General features: G+C 34.8%; 30 protein-coding genes. All 30 read left to right on the top strand.

All coding sequences use genetic code 11. The features are described from left to right. Window positions 1–296 precede the first annotated feature (296 nt). Window positions 297–914, top strand: coding sequence for a 50S ribosomal protein L3 (gene rplC, locus DCO46_RS11550; RefSeq protein ID WP_007803612.1), 618 nt, complete (start codon window positions 297–299; stop codon window positions 912–914). Continuing rightward, window positions 914–1,543, top strand: coding sequence for a 50S ribosomal protein L4 (rplD, locus tag DCO46_RS11545; RefSeq protein ID WP_116752684.1), 630 nt, complete (start codon window positions 914–916; stop codon window positions 1,541–1,543). Before rplC ends, rplD begins: the two co-directional genes overlap by 1 nt. Window positions 1,544–1,550: 7 nt before the next feature. Beyond that, a complete protein-coding gene (gene rplW, locus DCO46_RS11540; protein ID WP_017495018.1) occupies window positions 1,551–1,841 on the top strand; it encodes a 50S ribosomal protein L23 in 291 nt (96 codons plus the stop codon). A gap of 9 nt (window positions 1,842–1,850) precedes the next feature. Further along, on the top strand, window positions 1,851–2,675 hold the full coding sequence (gene rplB / locus DCO46_RS11535; RefSeq protein ID WP_007803623.1) for a 50S ribosomal protein L2: 825 nt from the start codon (window positions 1,851–1,853) through the stop codon (window positions 2,673–2,675). 6 nt (window positions 2,676–2,681) lie between these two features. Next, window positions 2,682–2,960, top strand: a complete 279-nt coding sequence (gene rpsS, locus DCO46_RS11530) for a 30S ribosomal protein S19 (RefSeq protein WP_007803626.1) — start codon at window positions 2,682–2,684, stop codon at window positions 2,958–2,960. A 6-nt stretch (window positions 2,961–2,966) separates the two neighbouring features. Beyond that, window positions 2,967–3,380, top strand: a complete 414-nt coding sequence (gene rplV / locus DCO46_RS11525; protein ID WP_007803631.1) for a 50S ribosomal protein L22 — start codon at window positions 2,967–2,969, stop codon at window positions 3,378–3,380. 5 nt (window positions 3,381–3,385) lie between these two features. Then, window positions 3,386–4,147 carry a 30S ribosomal protein S3 gene (gene rpsC, locus DCO46_RS11520; RefSeq protein WP_007803635.1) on the top strand — a complete coding sequence of 254 codons (762 nt, stop codon included), beginning with the start codon at window positions 3,386–3,388 and terminating at the stop codon, window positions 4,145–4,147. Between the two features lie 19 nt (window positions 4,148–4,166). After that, window positions 4,167–4,592, top strand: a complete 426-nt coding sequence (gene rplP / locus DCO46_RS11515) for a 50S ribosomal protein L16 (RefSeq protein WP_007803637.1) — start codon at window positions 4,167–4,169, stop codon at window positions 4,590–4,592. Between the two features lie 13 nt (window positions 4,593–4,605). After that, window positions 4,606–4,797, top strand: a complete 192-nt coding sequence (rpmC, locus tag DCO46_RS11510; protein ID WP_007803639.1) for a 50S ribosomal protein L29 — start codon at window positions 4,606–4,608, stop codon at window positions 4,795–4,797. Window positions 4,798–4,814: 17 nt separating this feature from the next. Beyond that, window positions 4,815–5,075 (top strand): 30S ribosomal protein S17, encoded by a 261-nt coding sequence (gene rpsQ / locus DCO46_RS11505; RefSeq protein WP_007803646.1) that lies wholly within the window; start codon window positions 4,815–4,817, stop codon window positions 5,073–5,075. Window positions 5,076–5,077: 2 nt separating this feature from the next. Next, entirely contained in the window at window positions 5,078–5,446 is a 369-nt protein-coding gene (gene rplN / locus DCO46_RS11500; RefSeq protein WP_007803649.1) for a 50S ribosomal protein L14, read from the top strand. Between the two features lie 11 nt (window positions 5,447–5,457). Further along, on the top strand, window positions 5,458–5,772 hold the full coding sequence (rplX, locus tag DCO46_RS11495) for a 50S ribosomal protein L24 (protein ID WP_007803650.1): 315 nt from the start codon (window positions 5,458–5,460) through the stop codon (window positions 5,770–5,772). 2 nt (window positions 5,773–5,774) lie between these two features. Then, the gene (gene rplE / locus DCO46_RS11490; protein WP_017495015.1) at window positions 5,775–6,326 is read left to right on the top strand and encodes a 50S ribosomal protein L5; all 552 of its coding nucleotides are present in this window, start codon (window positions 5,775–5,777) and stop codon (window positions 6,324–6,326) included. 3 nt (window positions 6,327–6,329) lie between these two features. Next, a complete protein-coding gene (gene rpsN / locus DCO46_RS11485; protein WP_031456037.1) occupies window positions 6,330–6,599 on the top strand; it encodes a 30S ribosomal protein S14 in 270 nt (89 codons plus the stop codon). 77 nt (window positions 6,600–6,676) lie between these two features. Beyond that, window positions 6,677–7,075: a 30S ribosomal protein S8 gene (gene rpsH / locus DCO46_RS11480; protein WP_007803657.1), complete on the top strand. Its 399-nt coding sequence runs from the start codon at window positions 6,677–6,679 to the stop codon at window positions 7,073–7,075. Window positions 7,076–7,094: 19 nt separating this feature from the next. Further along, window positions 7,095–7,637, top strand: a complete 543-nt coding sequence (gene rplF, locus DCO46_RS11475; protein WP_116752683.1) for a 50S ribosomal protein L6 — start codon at window positions 7,095–7,097, stop codon at window positions 7,635–7,637. A gap of 11 nt (window positions 7,638–7,648) precedes the next feature. Continuing rightward, the gene (gene rplR, locus DCO46_RS11470) at window positions 7,649–7,999 is read left to right on the top strand and encodes a 50S ribosomal protein L18 (RefSeq protein WP_089058805.1); all 351 of its coding nucleotides are present in this window, start codon (window positions 7,649–7,651) and stop codon (window positions 7,997–7,999) included. Between the two features lie 3 nt (window positions 8,000–8,002). Then, window positions 8,003–8,527, top strand: coding sequence for a 30S ribosomal protein S5 (gene rpsE / locus DCO46_RS11465; protein ID WP_085950926.1), 525 nt, complete (start codon window positions 8,003–8,005; stop codon window positions 8,525–8,527). A 12-nt stretch (window positions 8,528–8,539) separates the two neighbouring features. Continuing rightward, window positions 8,540–8,722 carry a 50S ribosomal protein L30 gene (gene rpmD, locus DCO46_RS11460; protein WP_017495010.1) on the top strand — a complete coding sequence of 61 codons (183 nt, stop codon included), beginning with the start codon at window positions 8,540–8,542 and terminating at the stop codon, window positions 8,720–8,722. Between the two features lie 11 nt (window positions 8,723–8,733). After that, window positions 8,734–9,186 carry a 50S ribosomal protein L15 gene (rplO, locus tag DCO46_RS11455; protein WP_007803667.1) on the top strand — a complete coding sequence of 151 codons (453 nt, stop codon included), beginning with the start codon at window positions 8,734–8,736 and terminating at the stop codon, window positions 9,184–9,186. A gap of 12 nt (window positions 9,187–9,198) precedes the next feature. After that, window positions 9,199–10,545, top strand: a complete 1,347-nt coding sequence (secY, locus tag DCO46_RS11450; protein WP_116752682.1) for a preprotein translocase subunit SecY — start codon at window positions 9,199–9,201, stop codon at window positions 10,543–10,545. Window positions 10,546–10,552: 7 nt separating this feature from the next. Then, window positions 10,553–10,768: a translation initiation factor IF-1 gene (infA, locus tag DCO46_RS11445; protein WP_007136545.1), complete on the top strand. Its 216-nt coding sequence runs from the start codon at window positions 10,553–10,555 to the stop codon at window positions 10,766–10,768. 12 nt (window positions 10,769–10,780) lie between these two features. Continuing rightward, window positions 10,781–10,897: a type B 50S ribosomal protein L36 gene (gene ykgO, locus DCO46_RS11440; RefSeq protein WP_002987490.1), complete on the top strand. Its 117-nt coding sequence runs from the start codon at window positions 10,781–10,783 to the stop codon at window positions 10,895–10,897. Between the two features lie 2 nt (window positions 10,898–10,899). Further along, a complete protein-coding gene (rpsM, locus tag DCO46_RS11435) occupies window positions 10,900–11,274 on the top strand; it encodes a 30S ribosomal protein S13 (protein ID WP_012022478.1) in 375 nt (124 codons plus the stop codon). An 8-nt stretch (window positions 11,275–11,282) separates the two neighbouring features. Beyond that, entirely contained in the window at window positions 11,283–11,666 is a 384-nt protein-coding gene (gene rpsK / locus DCO46_RS11430; RefSeq protein ID WP_007803677.1) for a 30S ribosomal protein S11, read from the top strand. Between the two features lie 90 nt (window positions 11,667–11,756). Beyond that, on the top strand, window positions 11,757–12,362 hold the full coding sequence (gene rpsD, locus DCO46_RS11425; protein ID WP_035619621.1) for a 30S ribosomal protein S4: 606 nt from the start codon (window positions 11,757–11,759) through the stop codon (window positions 12,360–12,362). Between the two features lie 21 nt (window positions 12,363–12,383). Then, complete coding sequence (locus DCO46_RS11420) at window positions 12,384–13,376, top strand: DNA-directed RNA polymerase subunit alpha (RefSeq protein WP_026109818.1); 993 nt, start codon at window positions 12,384–12,386, stop codon at window positions 13,374–13,376. A 36-nt stretch (window positions 13,377–13,412) separates the two neighbouring features. Next, complete coding sequence (rplQ, locus tag DCO46_RS11415) at window positions 13,413–13,904, top strand: 50S ribosomal protein L17 (protein ID WP_029272056.1); 492 nt, start codon at window positions 13,413–13,415, stop codon at window positions 13,902–13,904. 241 nt (window positions 13,905–14,145) lie between these two features. Beyond that, window positions 14,146–15,264 carry a glutamine-hydrolyzing carbamoyl-phosphate synthase small subunit gene (gene carA / locus DCO46_RS11410; protein WP_116752681.1) on the top strand — a complete coding sequence of 373 codons (1,119 nt, stop codon included), beginning with the start codon at window positions 14,146–14,148 and terminating at the stop codon, window positions 15,262–15,264. Between the two features lie 100 nt (window positions 15,265–15,364). After that, on the top strand, window positions 15,365–16,657 hold the full coding sequence (gene eno / locus DCO46_RS11405; RefSeq protein WP_116752680.1) for a phosphopyruvate hydratase: 1,293 nt from the start codon (window positions 15,365–15,367) through the stop codon (window positions 16,655–16,657). Window positions 16,658–16,730: the final 73 nt, after the last annotated feature.

Genomic DNA, 16,730 nt, shown 5'->3' with positions numbered 1-16,730 from the left:
TGAAATATATTTTATTGAAGTGTCTTTTGTTTAGGCGCTTGCCGAAGGTTTTATGATTTTGCGATTAGGTAAATGTTAATAATATTGTTGAGATAAGTTAAGAATTAATATCTGTTTTTTGAAACAAATAAATGCTAATTCGGGTGGAGTTAATCTCTTGAATTTTGATTATGAGCGATTTAATTTTTGTAACTGTTTGGTATATTCAATTTTAATATCTACTTTTGCACTCCCTGTTTGGAAATTTCTGTTATTTTCAAATTGAAGGGAATTTTAGTAATTAATAATTAATATTTATGTCTGGGTTAATTGGTAAAAAAATCGGCATGACTAGTATTTTCGACGAAAACGGGAAAAACATTCCTTGTACAGTAATCGAAGCTGGGCCGTGTGTTGTTACCCAAGTCAGAACCAAAGGTGTTGACGGGTACGAAGCGTTGCAACTTGGTTTCGATGACAAAAACGAGAAACATTCCACTAAAGCGGCTTTAGGTCACTTTAAAAAAGCTGGAACTGTTGCTAAGAAAAAAGTCGTTGAATTTCAAGATTTTGCAACTGAACAAAAATTAGGAGATCTTATTGATGTTTCTATTTTTGCTGAAGGAGAATTTGTAGATGTACAAGGTGTATCTAAAGGTAAAGGTTTTCAAGGGGTTGTTAAACGCCACGGATTTGGTGGTGTTGGACAAGCAACTCATGGTCAGCACAACCGTTTAAGAGCGCCAGGTTCTGTGGGAGCTTCTTCTTATCCATCTAGAGTATTCAAAGGAATGCGTATGGCTGGAAGAATGGGAGGAGACAATGTAAAAGTTCAAAACCTTAGAGTTTTAAAAGTAGTAGCTGAAAAGAATCTACTTGTTATTAAAGGATGTGTTCCTGGACATAAAAACTCTTATGTAATCATTCAGAAGTAATGGAAGTAAAAGTATTAGATTTCAACGGAAAAGATACTGGAAGAAAAGTTCAACTTTCTGATTCAGTATTCGCAATTGAACCAAACAATCACGCTGTATACCTTGATGTTAAGCAATATCTTGCTAATCAAAGACAAGGAACTCACAAAGCTAAAGAAAGAGCTGAAGTGACAGGAAGTACACGTAAGATTAAAAAACAAAAAGGAACAGGTACAGCTCGTGCGGGAAGTATCAAAAATCCATTGTTTAAAGGTGGTGGAACAATTTTCGGACCAAGACCAAGAAGTTATTCATTCAAATTGAATAAAAGCTTGAAAAGATTGGCAAGAAAATCAGCTTTCTCAATCAAAGCAAAAGAGTCAAATATTATCGTTCTTGAAGACTTTAATTTTGAAACGCCAAACACTAAAAATTTCATTAACGTTTTGAAAGCTTTAGGGTTAGAAAGTAAAAAATCTCTATTTGTGTTGGGAGAGTCAAATAAAAATGTATATTTGTCGTCACGCAATTTAAAGGCTTCAAATGTCGTAACTAGCTCAGAATTAAGCACTTACGCTATTTTAAACACTAATAATTTAGTGCTTTTAGAAGGTTCTTTGGAGTTAATTGAAGAAAATTTAAGTAAATAATAGGAATATGAGCATCATAATTAGACCTATAGTAACGGAAAAAGTAACCAAAGAAAGTGAAGTTTTAAACCGCTTCGGATTCGTTGTTGACAAAAAAGCAAACAAAGTTCAGATTAAGAAAGCTGTTGAAGCTGCTTATGGAGTAACTATCGTTTCAGTTAACACGATGAACGTAAGACCGGACAGAACTACAAAATACACTAAAAGTGGTTTAATCAGTGGAAAGACAAATGCAATTAAAAAAGCGATTGTTCAAGTACAAGAAGGAGAAACAATTGATTTTTACAACAATATCTAAGATAGAAAAATGTCAGTAAGAAAATTAAAACCTATTACCCCAGGTCAGCGATTTAGAGTTGTGAATGGTTATGACGCCATTACAACTGATAAGCCGGAACGCTCTTTGATAGCACCGATAAAAAACTCTGGAGGTAGAAATAGTCAAGGAAAGATGACCATGCGTTATACGGGTGGTGGTCACAAGCAGAGATATCGTATCATTGATTTCAAAAGAACTAAAGACGGAATTCCGGCTACTGTGAAATCAATCGAATACGATCCAAATCGTACTGCATTTATCGCTTTATTAGCTTATGCTGATGGTGAGAAAACTTATGTTATTGCTCAAAACGGATTGAAAGTTGGTCAGAAATTAGTTTCTGGTCCAGAATCTCAACCAGAAATTGGTAATACATTGCCTTTAAGCAGAATTCCTTTAGGAACTGTTATCTCTTGTATTGAGTTACGTCCAGGTCAGGGTGCGGTTATTGCACGTTCTGCTGGTACATTTGCTCAATTAATGGCAAGAGATGGAAAATATGCTACAATCAAAATGCCATCTGGTGAAACAAGATTGATCTTGTTAACTTGTTCGGCTACAATTGGAGCTGTTTCTAATTCAGACCACCAATTAGTTGTATCAGGAAAAGCTGGTAGAACAAGATGGTTAGGAAGAAGACCTAGAACAAGACCTGTTGCAATGAACCCTGTTGATCACCCAATGGGTGGTGGAGAAGGACGTTCTTCTGGTGGACATCCACGTTCAAGAAATGGAATACCAGCAAAAGGTTATAGAACTCGTTCTAAGAAAAACCCGAGTAACAAGTATATCGTAGAACGTAGAAAGAAATAATAAGATATGGCACGTTCATTAAAAAAAGGACCTTTCGTTCATTATAAGTTAGACAAGAAAGTTCAGGAAAACATTGAAAACGGAAACAAAGGAGTAGTAAAGACTTGGTCTAGAGCTTCTATGATTACTCCAGACTTTGTTGGACAGACTATCGCAGTTCATAACGGTCGTCAATTTGTACCAGTTTACGTAACAGAAAACATGGTAGGTCACAAATTAGGAGAGTTTTCACCAACTAGATCTTTTAGAGGTCATGCTGGAGCAAAAAATAAAGGTAAAAAATAAGAAGCAATGGGAGTTCGTAAAAGAGAAACAGCAGATGCGAGAAAAGAGGCTAATAAGTCTATTGCTTTCGCAAAATTGAATAACTGCCCTACTTCACCTAGAAAAATGCGCTTAGTAGCGGACTTGGTAAGAGGTCAGAAGGTAGAAAGAGCACTTAACATCTTAAGATTCAGTTCTAAAGAAGCTTCAAGAAAATTAGAGAAACTATTATTATCTGCAATCAACAACTGGGAGCAAAAAAATAGTGAAGGTAATTTAGAAGAAGCTGGATTATTTGTTAAAGAGATCAGAGTAGATGGTGGAATGATGTTAAAAAGACTTCGTCCAGCTCCACAAGGTCGTGCACACAGAATAAGAAAACGTTCTAACCACGTAACAATCGTGCTTGGAGCTATCAATAACACACAAAGCAATTCTTAAGCAGCATGGGACAAAAGACAAATCCAATTGGAAATAGACTTGGTATCATCAGAGGATGGGACTCAAACTGGTATGGTGGAAATGATTACGGTGATAAACTTGCCGAAGATCACAAAATCAGAAAGTATATCCACGCTCGTTTATCAAAAGCTAGTGTATCTAAAGTAATCATTGAGAGAACTTTAAAGCTTGTAACCGTTACTATCACTACTGCAAGACCTGGTATCATTATCGGAAAAGGCGGACAAGAGGTAGACAAGTTGAAAGAAGAACTTAAGAAAGTTACTGACAAAGAGGTTCAAATCAACATCTTTGAAATTAAAAGACCTGAATTAGATGCTTATCTTGTGGCGACAAGCATCGCTCGTCAAATCGAAAGCCGTATCTCTTACAGACGTGCAATCAAAATGGCTATTGCTGCTTCTATGCGTATGAACGCTGAAGGTATCAAAGTTTTGATTTCTGGTCGTTTGAATGGTGCTGAGATGGCACGTTCAGAAGGTTTCAAAGAAGGTAGAATTCCTCTATCAACTTTCAGAGCTGACATTGATTATGCTTTGGCTGAAGCTCACACTACTTACGGTAGAATGGGAATCAAAGTATGGATCATGAAAGGTGAAGTTTATGGAAAGAGAGATCTTTCTCCACTTGCAGGAATGGATAAAAAACAATCCGGAACTGGTGGTGGTAAAGGTGGTGATTCTCCAAGAGGAGATAGAAAACCCTTTAATAAAGGTGGTAAACCAGACGCTCGTAAAAGAAAGTAAATTTTTAAACTAAAGAAAAATGTTACAGCCTAAAAGAACAAAATACCGTAAGGTACAAAAGGGTAAAATGAAAGGTAACTCTCAAAGAGGGCATGAACTTTCTAATGGAATGTTTGGTATTAAATCTGTACATGAAGATGGAATGTTCTTAACTTCTCGTCAAATCGAAGCTGCACGTATCGCTGCAACTCGTTTCATGAAGAGAGAAGGACAATTATGGATCAAAATATTTCCAGACAAACCAATTACTAAGAAGCCTCTTGAGGTACGTATGGGTAAAGGAAAAGGTGCCGTTGAATATTGGGCTGCCGTTGTTAAACCCGGAAGAATTATGTTTGAAGTTGGAGGAGTTCCTTTATCAGTTGCAAAAGAGGCGTTACGTCTTGCAGCTCAAAAGCTTCCAGTAAAAACTAAATTCGTCGTTGCTAGAGATTTCGAAGCATAATTAAATTTATATTATGAAACAATCAGAAATAAAAGATCTTTCTGCAGCGGAGTTGCAAGAAAAACTTAGTCAAACTAAGAAAATATATGCTGACCTAAAAATGGCTCACGCTATTTCTCCAATTGAGAACCCACTTCAAATTAGAAGTGTAAGAAGAACAGTTGCAAGATTGGCTACAGAGTTAACTAAAAGAGAGTTACAATAATTGTATTCTGCTGAAAGATGGAAGAAAAAAGAAATTTAAGAAAAGAAAGAATAGGTGTTGTTACTTCAAATAAAATGGATAAATCTATTGTTATTGCTGAAGTAAGAAAAGTAAAACACCCATTATACGGTAAGTTCGTGTTGAAAACTAAGAAATACGTTGCACACGACGAAACAAACGACTGTAACATTGGAGATACTGTAAGAATTAGCGAAACGCGTCCTTTAAGTAAAACAAAATGTTGGAGATTAGTTGAAATCTTAGAAAGAGCTAAATAATTATGGTACAACAAGAATCAAGACTAAAAGTAGCAGATAACACGGGAGCAAAAGAAGTTTTAACTATCCGTGTTTTAGGAGGTACCAAAAGAAGGTATGCCTCTGTTGGTGACAAGATTGTAGTTTCTATCAAAGATGCAACTCCAAACGGAAACGTAAAAAAAGGAGCTGTTTCAACTGCAGTTGTTGTACGTACCAAAAAAGAAGTGAGAAGAGCCGATGGTTCTTATATCCGTTTCGATGACAATGCATGTGTTCTTTTGAACGCTGCAGGTGAAATGAGAGGAACTCGTGTTTTTGGTCCGGTAGCAAGAGAACTTCGTGAAAAACAATTCATGAAAATTGTATCATTAGCACCAGAAGTGCTTTAATTCGTTTTAAGATGATAAAGCTAAAAATAAAATCAGGAGATATCGTAAGAGTAATTGCTGGAGACCATAAAGGTGCTGAAGGTAAAGTTTTACGTGTTTACCGTGAGAAAAATAAAGCGATAGTTGAAGGTGTAAACATGGTTTCGAAACATACAAAACCAAGTGCTAAAAACCCTCAAGGTGGTATCGTTAAGAAAGAAGCTTCTATACAAATATCTAACATTTCACTAATTGATCCTAAAACTAAGGAAACAACTAGAGTTGGTATTAGAGTAGAAGGAGATAAGAAAGTAAGATTTTCAAAAAAATCTAATCAAGTACTATAGTAATGGCATATACACCTAGACTAAAAGAAGAATATAAGAGTAGAGTAATCTCTGCTCTTAAAGAGGAATTCGGATATACAAACGTAATGCAAGTTCCAAAATTGGAAAAAATCGTTTTGAGCCGTGGAGTTGGTGCAGCTGTATCTGATAAAAAACTTATTGACTATGCAGTTGATGAGTTAACTAAGATCACTGGACAAAAAGCAGTATCTACAATTTCAAAGAAAGACGTTGCGTCTTTCAAATTGAGAAAAGGGATGCCTATTGGAGCAAAAGTTACTTTACGTGGTGAGAGAATGTATGAGTTTTTAGATAGACTTATTACTTCTGCTTTACCGCGCGTTAGAGATTTTAGTGGTATCAAAGCTACTGGTTTCGACGGAAGAGGTAATTACAATCTTGGAGTTTTAGAGCAAATCATTTTCCCTGAAATTGATATTGACAAAGTAAACAAAATTTCAGGAATGGATATTACTTTTGTTACTACTGCAAAAACAGACAAAGAGGCAAAGTCATTATTGGCTGAATTAGGTTTACCTTTTAAAAAGAATTAAGACATGGCTAAAGAATCAATGAAAGCCCGTGAGGTGAAAAGAGAGAAAACGGTAGCTAAGTATGCTGAAAAAAGAAAAGCTTTATTAGAAGCTGGAGATTATGAAGGCTTACAAAAGTTACCTAAAAATGCTTCACCAGTTCGTTTACACAATCGTTGTAAATTAACAGGTAGACCAAGAGGTTATATCCGTCAATTCGGTATTTCACGTGTAACTTTCCGTGAAATGGCTAACAATGGATTAATTCCAGGTGTAAAAAAAGCCAGCTGGTAATATAAAAAGTTTATAAATTGATTAAAGGTTCAGGAGGCAGAGTGCTTCCTGAAAACCATAATCGCAATCAAATACATATGTATACAGATCCTATTGCAGATTATTTGACTAGAGTTCGTAACGCTGTGGCTGCAAACCACAAAGTTGTTGAAATTCCAGCTTCTAATCTAAAAAAAGAAATAACTAAGATCTTATTTGATCAAGGTTACATCTTAAGTTACAAATTTGAGGACAACACTGTTCAGGGTTCAATCAAAATTGCTTTGAAGTATGATAAAGATACTAAAGAGCCTGTAATTAAAGATATCCAAAGAATTAGTAAACCTGGTTTACGTAAGTACGCAGGTGCTGCCAAATTACCTAGAATCCTTAACGGATTAGGAATTGCTATTGTTTCTACATCAAAAGGTTTGATGACTGGTAAACAAGCTAAGCAATTAAATGTAGGTGGTGAAGTAATTTGTTACGTATACTAATTTTAAACACTAGATAAAGATGTCAAGAATAGGTAAAAGCCCAATTGTAATCACTGCTGGTGTAACTGTAGAAGTTAAAGACGGTATTATTACAGTAAAAGGAAAAAAAGGTCAACTAACTCAGGAGTTTTCGGACGTAACTGTAAAAGTTGAAGGCGATCAGGTTTTAGTTGAAAGATCGTCTGATCATAAAGATCAAAGAGCAAAACACGGATTATACAGATCATTAATCAATAACATGATTCTTGGTGTATCTGAAGGTTTTACAAAAGAACTTGAATTAGTTGGAGTTGGTTATAGAGCTTCAAACCAAGGTCAAAAGTTAGATTTAGCTCTTGGATATTCTCACAATATTGTTTTAGAAATTGCTCCGGAAGTAGCTTTAGAAACAATATCTGAAAAAGGTAAAAACCCTATCGTAAAATTAACATCATTTGATAAACAACTTTTAGGTCAGGTTGCTGCGAAAATCAGAGGTTTCCGTAAGCCTGAGCCATATAAAGGAAAAGGTGTTAAATTTGTGGGTGAAGTATTAAGAAGAAAAGCAGGTAAATCAGCTTAAAAAATAAGATTATGTCATTAACAAAATCTGATAGAAGACAGAGAATTAGATTCAGAATTAGAAAATCGATTAGTGGTACAGCTGCTAACCCAAGACTATCTGTATTTAGAAGTAATAAAGAAATTTACGCTCAACTTATTGATGACGTGAATGGAGTTACTATATTAGCTGCATCTTCAAGAGAAAAAGAAATAGGAAAAGGTACTAACGTTGAAATCGCTGCTGCAGTTGGAAAACTTGTTGCAGAGAAAGCGTTAAAAGCCGGGATTGATACCATCACTTTTGACAGAGGTGGATATTTATATCACGGTCGTATTAAATCATTAGCAGAAGGCGCAAGAGCGGCTGGACTTAAATTCTAATATATTATGTCTAAATACAAAAATGTAGAATTGGTAAAACCAAGTGGTCTTGAACTTAAAGATCGTCTGGTAAGTGTTAATCGTGTTACTAAAGTTACAAAAGGTGGTAGAGCTTTCGGTTTTTCTGCTATTGTAGTTGTAGGTGATGAAAATGGAGTAGTTGGTCACGGATTAGGAAAATCTAAAGACGTTTCTGAAGCAATTGCGAAAGCAGTAGAAGATGCAAAGAAAAATTTAGTAAAAATTCCTTTGAATGGGCAATCTGTTCCTCACGAACAAAAAGGTAAATTTGGTGGTGCACGTGTATTCTTAATTCCTGCGTCTCATGGTACAGGAGTTATTGCTGGTGGAGCTGTTCGTTCAGTTCTTGAATCAGTAGGTATTCACGATGTATTATCAAAATCTCAAGGATCATCAAATCCTCATAACGTAGTGAAAGCAACTTTTGATGCTTTATTACAAATGAGAAGCGCTCACACTGTTGCAAAACAAAGAGGTGTTTCTTTAGAAAAAGTTTTTAAAGGTTAATTCAAGGAAATTATGGCTAAATTATTAGTAAAACAAGTAAGAAGCAAAATCAACTGCCCTCTTTCTCAAAAGAGAGGTTTGGAAGCTTTGGGTCTACGTAAAATGGGACAAGTTGTAGAGCATGATTCAAACCCTGCTATCCTTGGGATGATAAACAAAGTTAAACACTTAGTTTCTGTAGAAGAAGCTAAATAACAAATACTGTTATGAATTTAAGTAACTTACAACCAGCTGAAGGGTCAACACACAATCAAAATAAAAGATTAGGTAGAGGAGAAGGTTCTGGAAAAGGTGGTACTTCTGCAAGAGGTCACAAAGGAGCAAAATCTCGTTCTGGTTATTCTAAAAAGATTGGTTTTGAAGGAGGGCAAATGCCACTTCAAAGACGTGTGCCTAAGTTTGGTTTCACAAACATCAACCGTAAAGAATACGAAGGTGTTAATTTAGATACGCTTCAATTATTAGTAGACAATGGTGTGATTACTGATTCTGTTTCTATGACAGATTACGTAGCTAACCGTCTTGCTACCAAAAATGAAATCGTTAAGATTTTAGGTAGAGGAGAATTGAAAGCAAAATTAAAAGTAACTGCTCACAAATTTACTGCTACTGCAAAAGCTGCTATTGAAGCTGCTGGAGGAGAGGCTGTAACAATATAATTTTTCTATTGTATGAAGAAATTTATTGAATCAATTAGCAATGTTTGGAAAATCGAAGAACTAAAAAACAGAATCCTTATTACACTAGGACTTCTATTAGTATATCGTTTTGGAGCACACGTTACGCTTCCTGGAATTGACGCAACTCAGTTAACAGGATTAGCAGGACAAACTAAAAATGGTTTAGGATCTATCCTAGACATGTTCACCGGAGGTGCTTTCTCTAAAGCTTCAGTTTTTGCTTTAGGAATTATGCCTTATATTTCTGCTTCTATTGTTGTTCAGTTAATGGGAATTGCTATTCCTTATTTGCAAAAACTTCAAAATGATGGAGAAAGTGGTAGAAAAAAGATTAATCAAATTACACGTTGGTTAACTATTGCTATTACATTGGTTCAAGGTCCAACTTATATCTATAATTTATACAGAACGTTGCCTGGAAGTGCATTCTTATTAGGGTTTAACTCTCCTGAGTTTTTATTTTCGTCTGTTATCATATTAGTTACTGGTACAATTTTTGCTATGTGGCTTGGTGAAAAGATTACTGATAAAGGAATTGGAAATGGAATTTCATTATTGATTATGGTCGGTATTTTGGCTCGTTTACCACAAGCTTTTATGCAAGAATTCAAATCTGTAGTTACAAATAATACTGGAGGTTTAATGTTAATGGCCATAGAAATTATTGTGTGGTTATTGGTAATTATTTCTTGTGTATTGCTTACTATGGCAGTACGTAGAATTCCGGTTCAATACGCTCGTCGTACAACAACTGGAGATTACGAGCAAGACTTAGCAGGTGGTAATAGACAATGGATTCCTCTTAAGCTTAACGCTTCTGGAGTTATGCCAATCATTTTTGCTCAGGCAATTATGTTTATTCCTGCAGCTGTAGCCGGACTGTCTAAGTCAGACACATCACAATCTATCGTTGGAGCATTTAGTGATATTTTTGGATTTTGGTATAATTTTGTTTTTGCAACTTTAATTATTGTATTTACATTTTTCTATACTGCTATCACAGTACCTACTAATAAAATGGCTGATGATTTAAAAAGAAGTGGTGGTTTTATCCCTGGCGTTCGTCCGGGAGCTGAAACTTCAGAATTTCTTGATAAAGTGATGTCTTTAATAACTTTCCCAGGATCTTTATTCCTTGCTTTGATTGCTGTGTTCCCAGCTATTGTTGTAAGTATTATGGATGTACAACAATCTTGGGCAATGTTTTTTGGAGGTACCTCATTAATAATTATGGTTGGGGTTGCAATAGATACTATTCAACAAATCAATTCATACTTGTTAAACAAACATTATGATGGTTTAATGAAGACTGGTAAAAATAGAAAAGCAGTAGCTTAATATATTTATGGCAAAACAATCAGCAATAGAACAAGACGGATCAATCATCGAAGCGTTATCCAATGCGATGTTCCGTGTAGAGTTAGAAAATGGACATATTGTAATTGCTCATATTTCTGGTAAAATGCGTATGCATTACATCAAATTATTACCTGGTGATAAAGTGAAACTGGAAATGAGTCCTTATGATTTGTCAAAAGCAAGAATTACTTATCGATATTAAAGGATATTCACTATGAAAGTTAGAGCATCAGTAAAAAAGAGAAGTGCCGAGTGCATTATCGTGCGTAGAAAAGGGAGATTGTACGTAATAAACAAAAAGAATCCTAGATTTAAACAAAGACAAGGATAATTATGGCAAGAATAGCAGGGGTAGATATCCCAAAAAATAAGAGAGGTGTTATAGCACTAACCTATATCTTCGGATTAGGAAAAAGTAGAGCTATTGAGATTTTAGAAAAAGCTCAAGTTAGCCAAGATAAAAAAGTTCAAGATTGGAATGATGATGAGATCGGAGCAATTCGTGATGCAGTTTCATTTTACAAAATTGAAGGAGAATTACGTTCTGAAGTTTCTTTGAACATCAAACGTTTAATGGATATTGGTTGTTACAGAGGTATCCGTCATAGATCTGGTCTTCCATTAAGAGGACAAAGAACTAAAAACAACTCTAGAACAAGAAAAGGTAAAAGAAAAACTGTTGCTAACAAGAAAAAAGCAACTAAATAATAAGTAATATGGCTAAAGCAACTGCAAAAAAACGTAAAGTTATCGTTGAATCAACGGGTGAAGCTCATATTTCTGCGACTTTCAACAATATTATCATTTCTTTGACTAATAAGAAAGGTGAAGTTATTTCTTGGTCTTCAGCTGGTAAAATGGGTTTCAGAGGTTCTAAAAAGAACACTCCGTACGCAGCTCAAATGGCAGCAGAAGATTGTAGTAAAGTAGCTCTTGAAGCAGGACTTAAAAAAGTAAAAGTTTATGTAAAAGGACCAGGAAACGGACGTGAGTCTGCTATCCGTTCTATTCATAACGGTGGAATTGAAGTTACAGAGATCATCGATGTTACTCCAATGCCTCACAACGGATGTCGTCCTCCAAAAAGACGTAGAGTTTAATACTCAAATTTTTATAGTATAACCTAGATAGAATATAGATTATCGAAGGATAAGACCTGAATTCATAATCTCTATCTTAAACAAATTAAAATGGCAAGATATACTGGTCCTAGCACAAGAATCGCTCGTAAATTTGGCGAAGCAATCTTCGGAGATGATAAATCTTTCGAAAAAAGAAATTACCCACCTGGACAACACGGGATGGCTAAAAAAAGAGGAAAAAAATCTGAGTACGCTGTTCAGTTAATGGAAAAGCAAAAAGCTAAATATTCTTACGGAATTTTAGAAAAACAATTCAGAAATTTATTCGAAAAAGCATCAGCTACTAAAGGAGTTACTGGTGAAGTTTTATTACAATTATGCGAAGCAAGATTGGATAACGTAGTTTTTAGAATGGGTATTGCTCCTTCTAGAAGAGGTGCACGACAAATCGTATCTCACAGACACGTTACTGTAAATGGAGAAGTTGTAAATATTCCTTCTTACCACCTTAAGCCTGGTGATAAAGTTGCAGTTCGTGAAAAATCTAAATCTTTAGAAGCTATCGAACGTTCTTTATCAAATTCAAGTCATGTTTATGAATGGATTACTTGGAACAATGATCTTAAAGAAGGAACTTTTGTTTCTGTACCTGCGAGACTTCAAATTCCAGAAAACATTAAAGAACAATTAATCGTAGAGTTGTACAACAAATAATAATTGACTTAGTCGAAATTTATGGCAATATTTAATTTTCAAAAGCCCGATAAAGTTATCATGATCGATTCAACCGATTTTGAAGGTAAATTCGAATTTAGACCTTTGGAACCTGGTTATGGATTGACTGTTGGTAATGCACTTAGAAGAGTTTTGCTTTCAGCATTAGAAGGTTATGCAATTACATCTGTTCGTATCGAGGGTGTAGATCATGAGTTTTCTACTATTTCAGGTGTTGTTGAAGATGTTACCGAAATTATCCTTAATCTAAAACAAGTACGTTTCAAACGTCAGATCGAAGATATCGATAATGAAGCAGTTACAATTTCTGTTTCTGGTAAAGATCAATTGACAGCAGGTGATTTTCAAAAATTTATCTCAGGTTTTCAAGTTCTGAATCCAGATCTTGTAATCTGTAACTTAGATTCTAAAATCAAATTGAACTTCGATTTAACAATCGAAAAAGGTAGAGGATACGTTCCTGCTGAGGAGAACAAGAAACAGAATGCTGCAATTGGTACTATTTTTACAGATTCTATTTTTACTCCGGTAAAAAATGTAAAATATGCAATTGAAAACTTCCGTGTTGAGCAAAAAACGGATTACGAAAAATTAGTTTTTGAAATTAAAACTGATGGTTCTATTAATCCAAAAGATGCTCTTACTGAGGCAGCTAAAGTTTTAATTCACCACTTCATGTTATTTTCTGACGAAAGAATTACACTCGAGGCTGACGAAATTGCACAAACAGAATCGTATGATGAAGAGTCATTGCATATGAGACAATTGCTTAAAACTAAGCTTGTTGATATGGATTTATCTGTGAGAGCATTAAATTGCTTGAAAGCGGCTGAAGTTGATACACTTGGTGATTTAGTATCGTTCAATAAAAATGACCTAATGAAATTCCGTAATTTTGGTAAAAAATCTTTAACTGAACTTGATGAACTTGTTGCAGTTAAAAATTTAACTTTCGGAATGGATTTAGCTAAATACAAATTAGATAAAGAATAATTCAATCCGCTTCGGCGGATTAAATTTAAAATAGCAATGAGACACGGAAAAAAATTCAATCACTTAAGCAGACAGACTGGACATAGAAAAGCTATGTTGGCTAATATGGCTTGTTCTCTTATCGAGCACAAACGTATTAACACTACTGTTGCTAAAGCTAAAGCGCTTAAACAATTCGTTGAGCCTTTAATTACAAAATCAAAAGAAGATACGACTCACAATCGTCGTATTGTTTTTGCTTACTTACGTAGTAAATATGCTGTAACTGACTTGTTCAGAGATGTAGCTGCTAAAGTTGGTGACCGTCCAGGTGGATACACTCGTATCATTAAAGTTGGAAATCGTTTGGGAGATAATGCTGATATGGCAATGATCGAACTTGTAGATTTCAATGAACTTTACAATGGTGGTAAAAAAGAAGTTAAAAAAGCAAAAAGCCGTCGTGGTGGTAAAGCTAAAAAAGCTGAGGAGACTACTCCGGAAGCTCCTGCTGCTGAATCAGAATCGACTACTGAAGCTTCTGAATAATTATGAAAATAATGATTCTATAAAAATCAAGGATAAACTAATTTTTAGTTTATCCTTTTTTTTTGATTTTTTTAAAGAAACTAAAATTTAACTTATTTCGATGTCACGGTTTTATTTTTGTGAATGAAATTTTTAAAAAATCTTGGCAGCACTCTTTTAAAGAAGTAAATTTGCAAAAAATCTAATTCAAATGAGACTTTTTGAGTTTCGTATACAATTACAAAACAATACAAATTAAGGAATGAAATACACAACACGACAAAGCGCCATTTTATTACTAAGTGATGGGACTATTTTTCATGGAAAATCGATCGGAATTAGCGGTAAAACTTTTGGTGAAGTTTGTTTTAATACTGGAATGACTGGATATCAGGAGATTTTTACAGATCCTTCGTATTTTGGACAAATTATGGTTACTACTAATCCACATATTGGGAATTATGGTATTAATGATTTAGAAGTTGAATCAGACAGCGTGAAAATTGCTGGTTTAGTTTGTAAAAATTTTAGTTTTAATTATTCAAGAGAAGGTGCTTCGGGAAGTTTAGAAGACTATTTTACTAAACAAAACCTAATATGTATTTCTGATGTTGATACACGAGCTCTTGTTAGTTACATCCGTGATAATGGTGCTATGAATGCTGTTATTTGCACAGACGGAACTTCTGTTGAAGATCTGAAAAAAGAATTAGCAAATGTTCCAAACATGGAAGGACTTGAATTGGCTTCTAAAGTGTCAACTAAAGAACCATATTTTGTTGGTGATGAAAACGCAAAGTACAAGATCTCTGCATTGGATTTAGGGATAAAAAAGAATATTTTAAGAAACCTGGCTAAGAGAGATTGCTACATTAAAGTTTTTCCATACGACTCATCATACGAAGATTTAACTGCATTTAACCCTGATGGTTATTTCTTGTCAAATGGTCCTGGAGATCCTGATCCACTTTACGGAGCGATTGAAGTTGCAAAAAGGATTATCGCCGATGATAAACCTTTGTTTGGAATTTGTTTAGGGCATCAGGTAATTGCGTTGGCAAATGGAGTGAAGACCTATAAAATGTTCGGTGGACATAGAGGAATAAATCACCCTGTAAAAAATCTTCTTACCGGAAAAGGAGAAATTACTTCTCAAAATCACGGATTTGCAGTAAAAAGAGAAGCTTTGGAAGGACATCCGGAACTAGAACTTACCCATATACATTTAAATGATGATACGGTAGCGGGTATGCGCATGAAAAATAAGAATTGTTTTTCAGTACAATATCACCCTGAAGCTAGTCCTGGTCCACATGATTCTTCTTATCTGTTTGATCAGTTTGTTGAGAACATAGAACAAGCAATCGCTAAAACGATATAGTTAATAAATAAAGGCGTTTAATAGATATAATGAGTAATTACTATTAAATAATTTTATAATTTCGAAAAAAAATATAGTTTATTAATAAAAAACAAAAATAATGAGTATTATAATTAAAGTTCACGCAAGACAAATTCTTGATTCCAGAGGGAATCCTACTATTGAAGTTGATGTAGTAACAGAAAATGGAGTTTTAGGTAGAGCAGCTGTACCATCTGGAGCTTCAACTGGTGAGCACGAAGCTGTTGAATTACGTGATGGAGGTAAGGCCTACTTAGGAAAAGGAGTTTTAAATGCAGTGAATAATGTAAATACTGTTATTGCTGAAGAATTAGTTGGTACTTCTGTATTCGAACAAAACACTATCGATCAGTTAATGATTGATTTAGATGGAACTCCAAATAAATCTAAATTAGGTGCTAACGCTATTTTAGGAGTTTCTTTAGCTGCTGCAAAAGCTGCTGCTAACGAATTAGGTATGCCATTATACAGATATGTAGGAGGAGTTTCTGCTAATACATTACCTGTACCAATGATGAACATCATCAACGGAGGTTCTCACTCTGATGCGCCAATCGCATTTCAGGAATTTATGATTTTCCCTGTAAAAGCTACTTCTTTTACACATTCTATGCAAATGGGAACTGAGATTTTTCACAGCTTGAAAAAAGTTTTGCATGACAGAGGTTTAAGTACTGCTGTTGGTGACGAAGGAGGTTTTGCTCCAAACTTGGCAGGTGGTACTGAAGATGCTTTAGATACTATCAAACTAGCGGTTGAAAAAGCAGGATATACTTTTGGTGACGAAATCATGATTGCTCTTGACTGTGCAGCTTCTGAATTCTATGTAAATGGTAAATACGATTATACAAAATTTGAAGGTGAAACTGGAAAAATCAGAACTTCTGAAGAGCAAGCCGATTATTTAGCTGAACTTGCTGCTAAATATCCAATTATCTCTATCGAAGATGGTATGTATGAAGATGACTGGGATGGGTGGAAATATTTAACTGAAAAAATTGGACATAAAGTACAATTAGTAGGTGATGATTTATTCGTAACAAACGTTGCTCGTTTATCTACAGGAATTCAAAAAGGTATTGCTAATTCTATCCTTGTAAAAGTAAACCAAATCGGAACTTTGACTGAAACGATTGCTGCAGTGAACATGGCTAAAAATGCTGGTTATACTTCGGTAATGTCTCACCGTTCAGGAGAAACAGAAGATAATACGATTGCAGATTTAGCTGTAGCTTTAAACTGCGGGCAAATTAAAACAGGTTCTGCTTCCCGTTCAGATCGTATGGCAAAATACAATCAATTATTAAGAATTGAAGAAGAGCTTGGAAGTACTGCTTATTTCCCAGGTTTAAACGCTTTCAAGATCAAATAATTATAAGAGTTATATATTAAGATTAAACCATTCGTGTTATGCGAATGGTTTTTTTTTGGACTTTTAACAAATT

Origin of the sequence: Flavobacterium sp. HTF (assembly GCF_003105115.1) — a bacterium.
Taxonomy (GTDB): Bacteria; Bacteroidota; Bacteroidia; order Flavobacteriales; family Flavobacteriaceae; genus Flavobacterium.
Note: the sequence above shows the minus strand (reverse complement) of the source record. Positions and strands in the feature narration are given on the sequence as shown.

Bases quoted from the DNA above. Each gene is read 5' to 3' on its own strand.
- DCO46_RS11420 (WP_026109818.1), top strand. From the start codon at position 12,384: ATGGCAATATTTAATTTTCAAAAGCCCGATAAAGTTATCATGATCGAT.
- rpmD (WP_017495010.1), top strand. From the start codon at position 8,540: ATGGCTAAATTATTAGTAAAACAAGTAAGAAGCAAAATCAACTGCCCT.
- secY (WP_116752682.1), top strand. From the start codon at position 9,199: ATGAAGAAATTTATTGAATCAATTAGCAATGTTTGGAAAATCGAAGAA.
- infA (WP_007136545.1), top strand. From the start codon at position 10,553: ATGGCAAAACAATCAGCAATAGAACAAGACGGATCAATCATCGAAGCG.
- rpsK (WP_007803677.1), top strand. From the start codon at position 11,283: ATGGCTAAAGCAACTGCAAAAAAACGTAAAGTTATCGTTGAATCAACG.
- rplP (WP_007803637.1), top strand. From the start codon at position 4,167: ATGTTACAGCCTAAAAGAACAAAATACCGTAAGGTACAAAAGGGTAAA.
- rpsD (WP_035619621.1), top strand. From the start codon at position 11,757: ATGGCAAGATATACTGGTCCTAGCACAAGAATCGCTCGTAAATTTGGC.
- rplV (WP_007803631.1), top strand. From the start codon at position 2,967: ATGGGAGTTCGTAAAAGAGAAACAGCAGATGCGAGAAAAGAGGCTAAT.
- rpsC (WP_007803635.1), top strand. From the start codon at position 3,386: ATGGGACAAAAGACAAATCCAATTGGAAATAGACTTGGTATCATCAGA.
- rpsQ (WP_007803646.1), top strand. From the start codon at position 4,815: ATGGAAGAAAAAAGAAATTTAAGAAAAGAAAGAATAGGTGTTGTTACT.
- rplC (WP_007803612.1), top strand. From the start codon at position 297: ATGTCTGGGTTAATTGGTAAAAAAATCGGCATGACTAGTATTTTCGAC.
- rplQ (WP_029272056.1), top strand. From the start codon at position 13,413: ATGAGACACGGAAAAAAATTCAATCACTTAAGCAGACAGACTGGACAT.
- rplD (WP_116752684.1), top strand. From the start codon at position 914: ATGGAAGTAAAAGTATTAGATTTCAACGGAAAAGATACTGGAAGAAAA.
- rpsH (WP_007803657.1), top strand. From the start codon at position 6,677: ATGTATACAGATCCTATTGCAGATTATTTGACTAGAGTTCGTAACGCT.
- rplB (WP_007803623.1), top strand. From the start codon at position 1,851: ATGTCAGTAAGAAAATTAAAACCTATTACCCCAGGTCAGCGATTTAGA.
- rplX (WP_007803650.1), top strand. From the start codon at position 5,458: ATGATAAAGCTAAAAATAAAATCAGGAGATATCGTAAGAGTAATTGCT.
- rplR (WP_089058805.1), top strand. From the start codon at position 7,649: ATGTCATTAACAAAATCTGATAGAAGACAGAGAATTAGATTCAGAATT.
- rplW (WP_017495018.1), top strand. From the start codon at position 1,551: ATGAGCATCATAATTAGACCTATAGTAACGGAAAAAGTAACCAAAGAA.
- rpsN (WP_031456037.1), top strand. From the start codon at position 6,330: ATGGCTAAAGAATCAATGAAAGCCCGTGAGGTGAAAAGAGAGAAAACG.
- rpsS (WP_007803626.1), top strand. From the start codon at position 2,682: ATGGCACGTTCATTAAAAAAAGGACCTTTCGTTCATTATAAGTTAGAC.
- rplE (WP_017495015.1), top strand. From the start codon at position 5,775: ATGGCATATACACCTAGACTAAAAGAAGAATATAAGAGTAGAGTAATC.
- carA (WP_116752681.1), top strand. From the start codon at position 14,146: ATGAAATACACAACACGACAAAGCGCCATTTTATTACTAAGTGATGGG.
- eno (WP_116752680.1), top strand. From the start codon at position 15,365: ATGAGTATTATAATTAAAGTTCACGCAAGACAAATTCTTGATTCCAGA.
- rpmC (WP_007803639.1), top strand. From the start codon at position 4,606: ATGAAACAATCAGAAATAAAAGATCTTTCTGCAGCGGAGTTGCAAGAA.
- rplF (WP_116752683.1), top strand. From the start codon at position 7,095: ATGTCAAGAATAGGTAAAAGCCCAATTGTAATCACTGCTGGTGTAACT.
- rplN (WP_007803649.1), top strand. From the start codon at position 5,078: ATGGTACAACAAGAATCAAGACTAAAAGTAGCAGATAACACGGGAGCA.
- rplO (WP_007803667.1), top strand. From the start codon at position 8,734: ATGAATTTAAGTAACTTACAACCAGCTGAAGGGTCAACACACAATCAA.
- ykgO (WP_002987490.1), top strand. From the start codon at position 10,781: ATGAAAGTTAGAGCATCAGTAAAAAAGAGAAGTGCCGAGTGCATTATC.
- rpsM (WP_012022478.1), top strand. From the start codon at position 10,900: ATGGCAAGAATAGCAGGGGTAGATATCCCAAAAAATAAGAGAGGTGTT.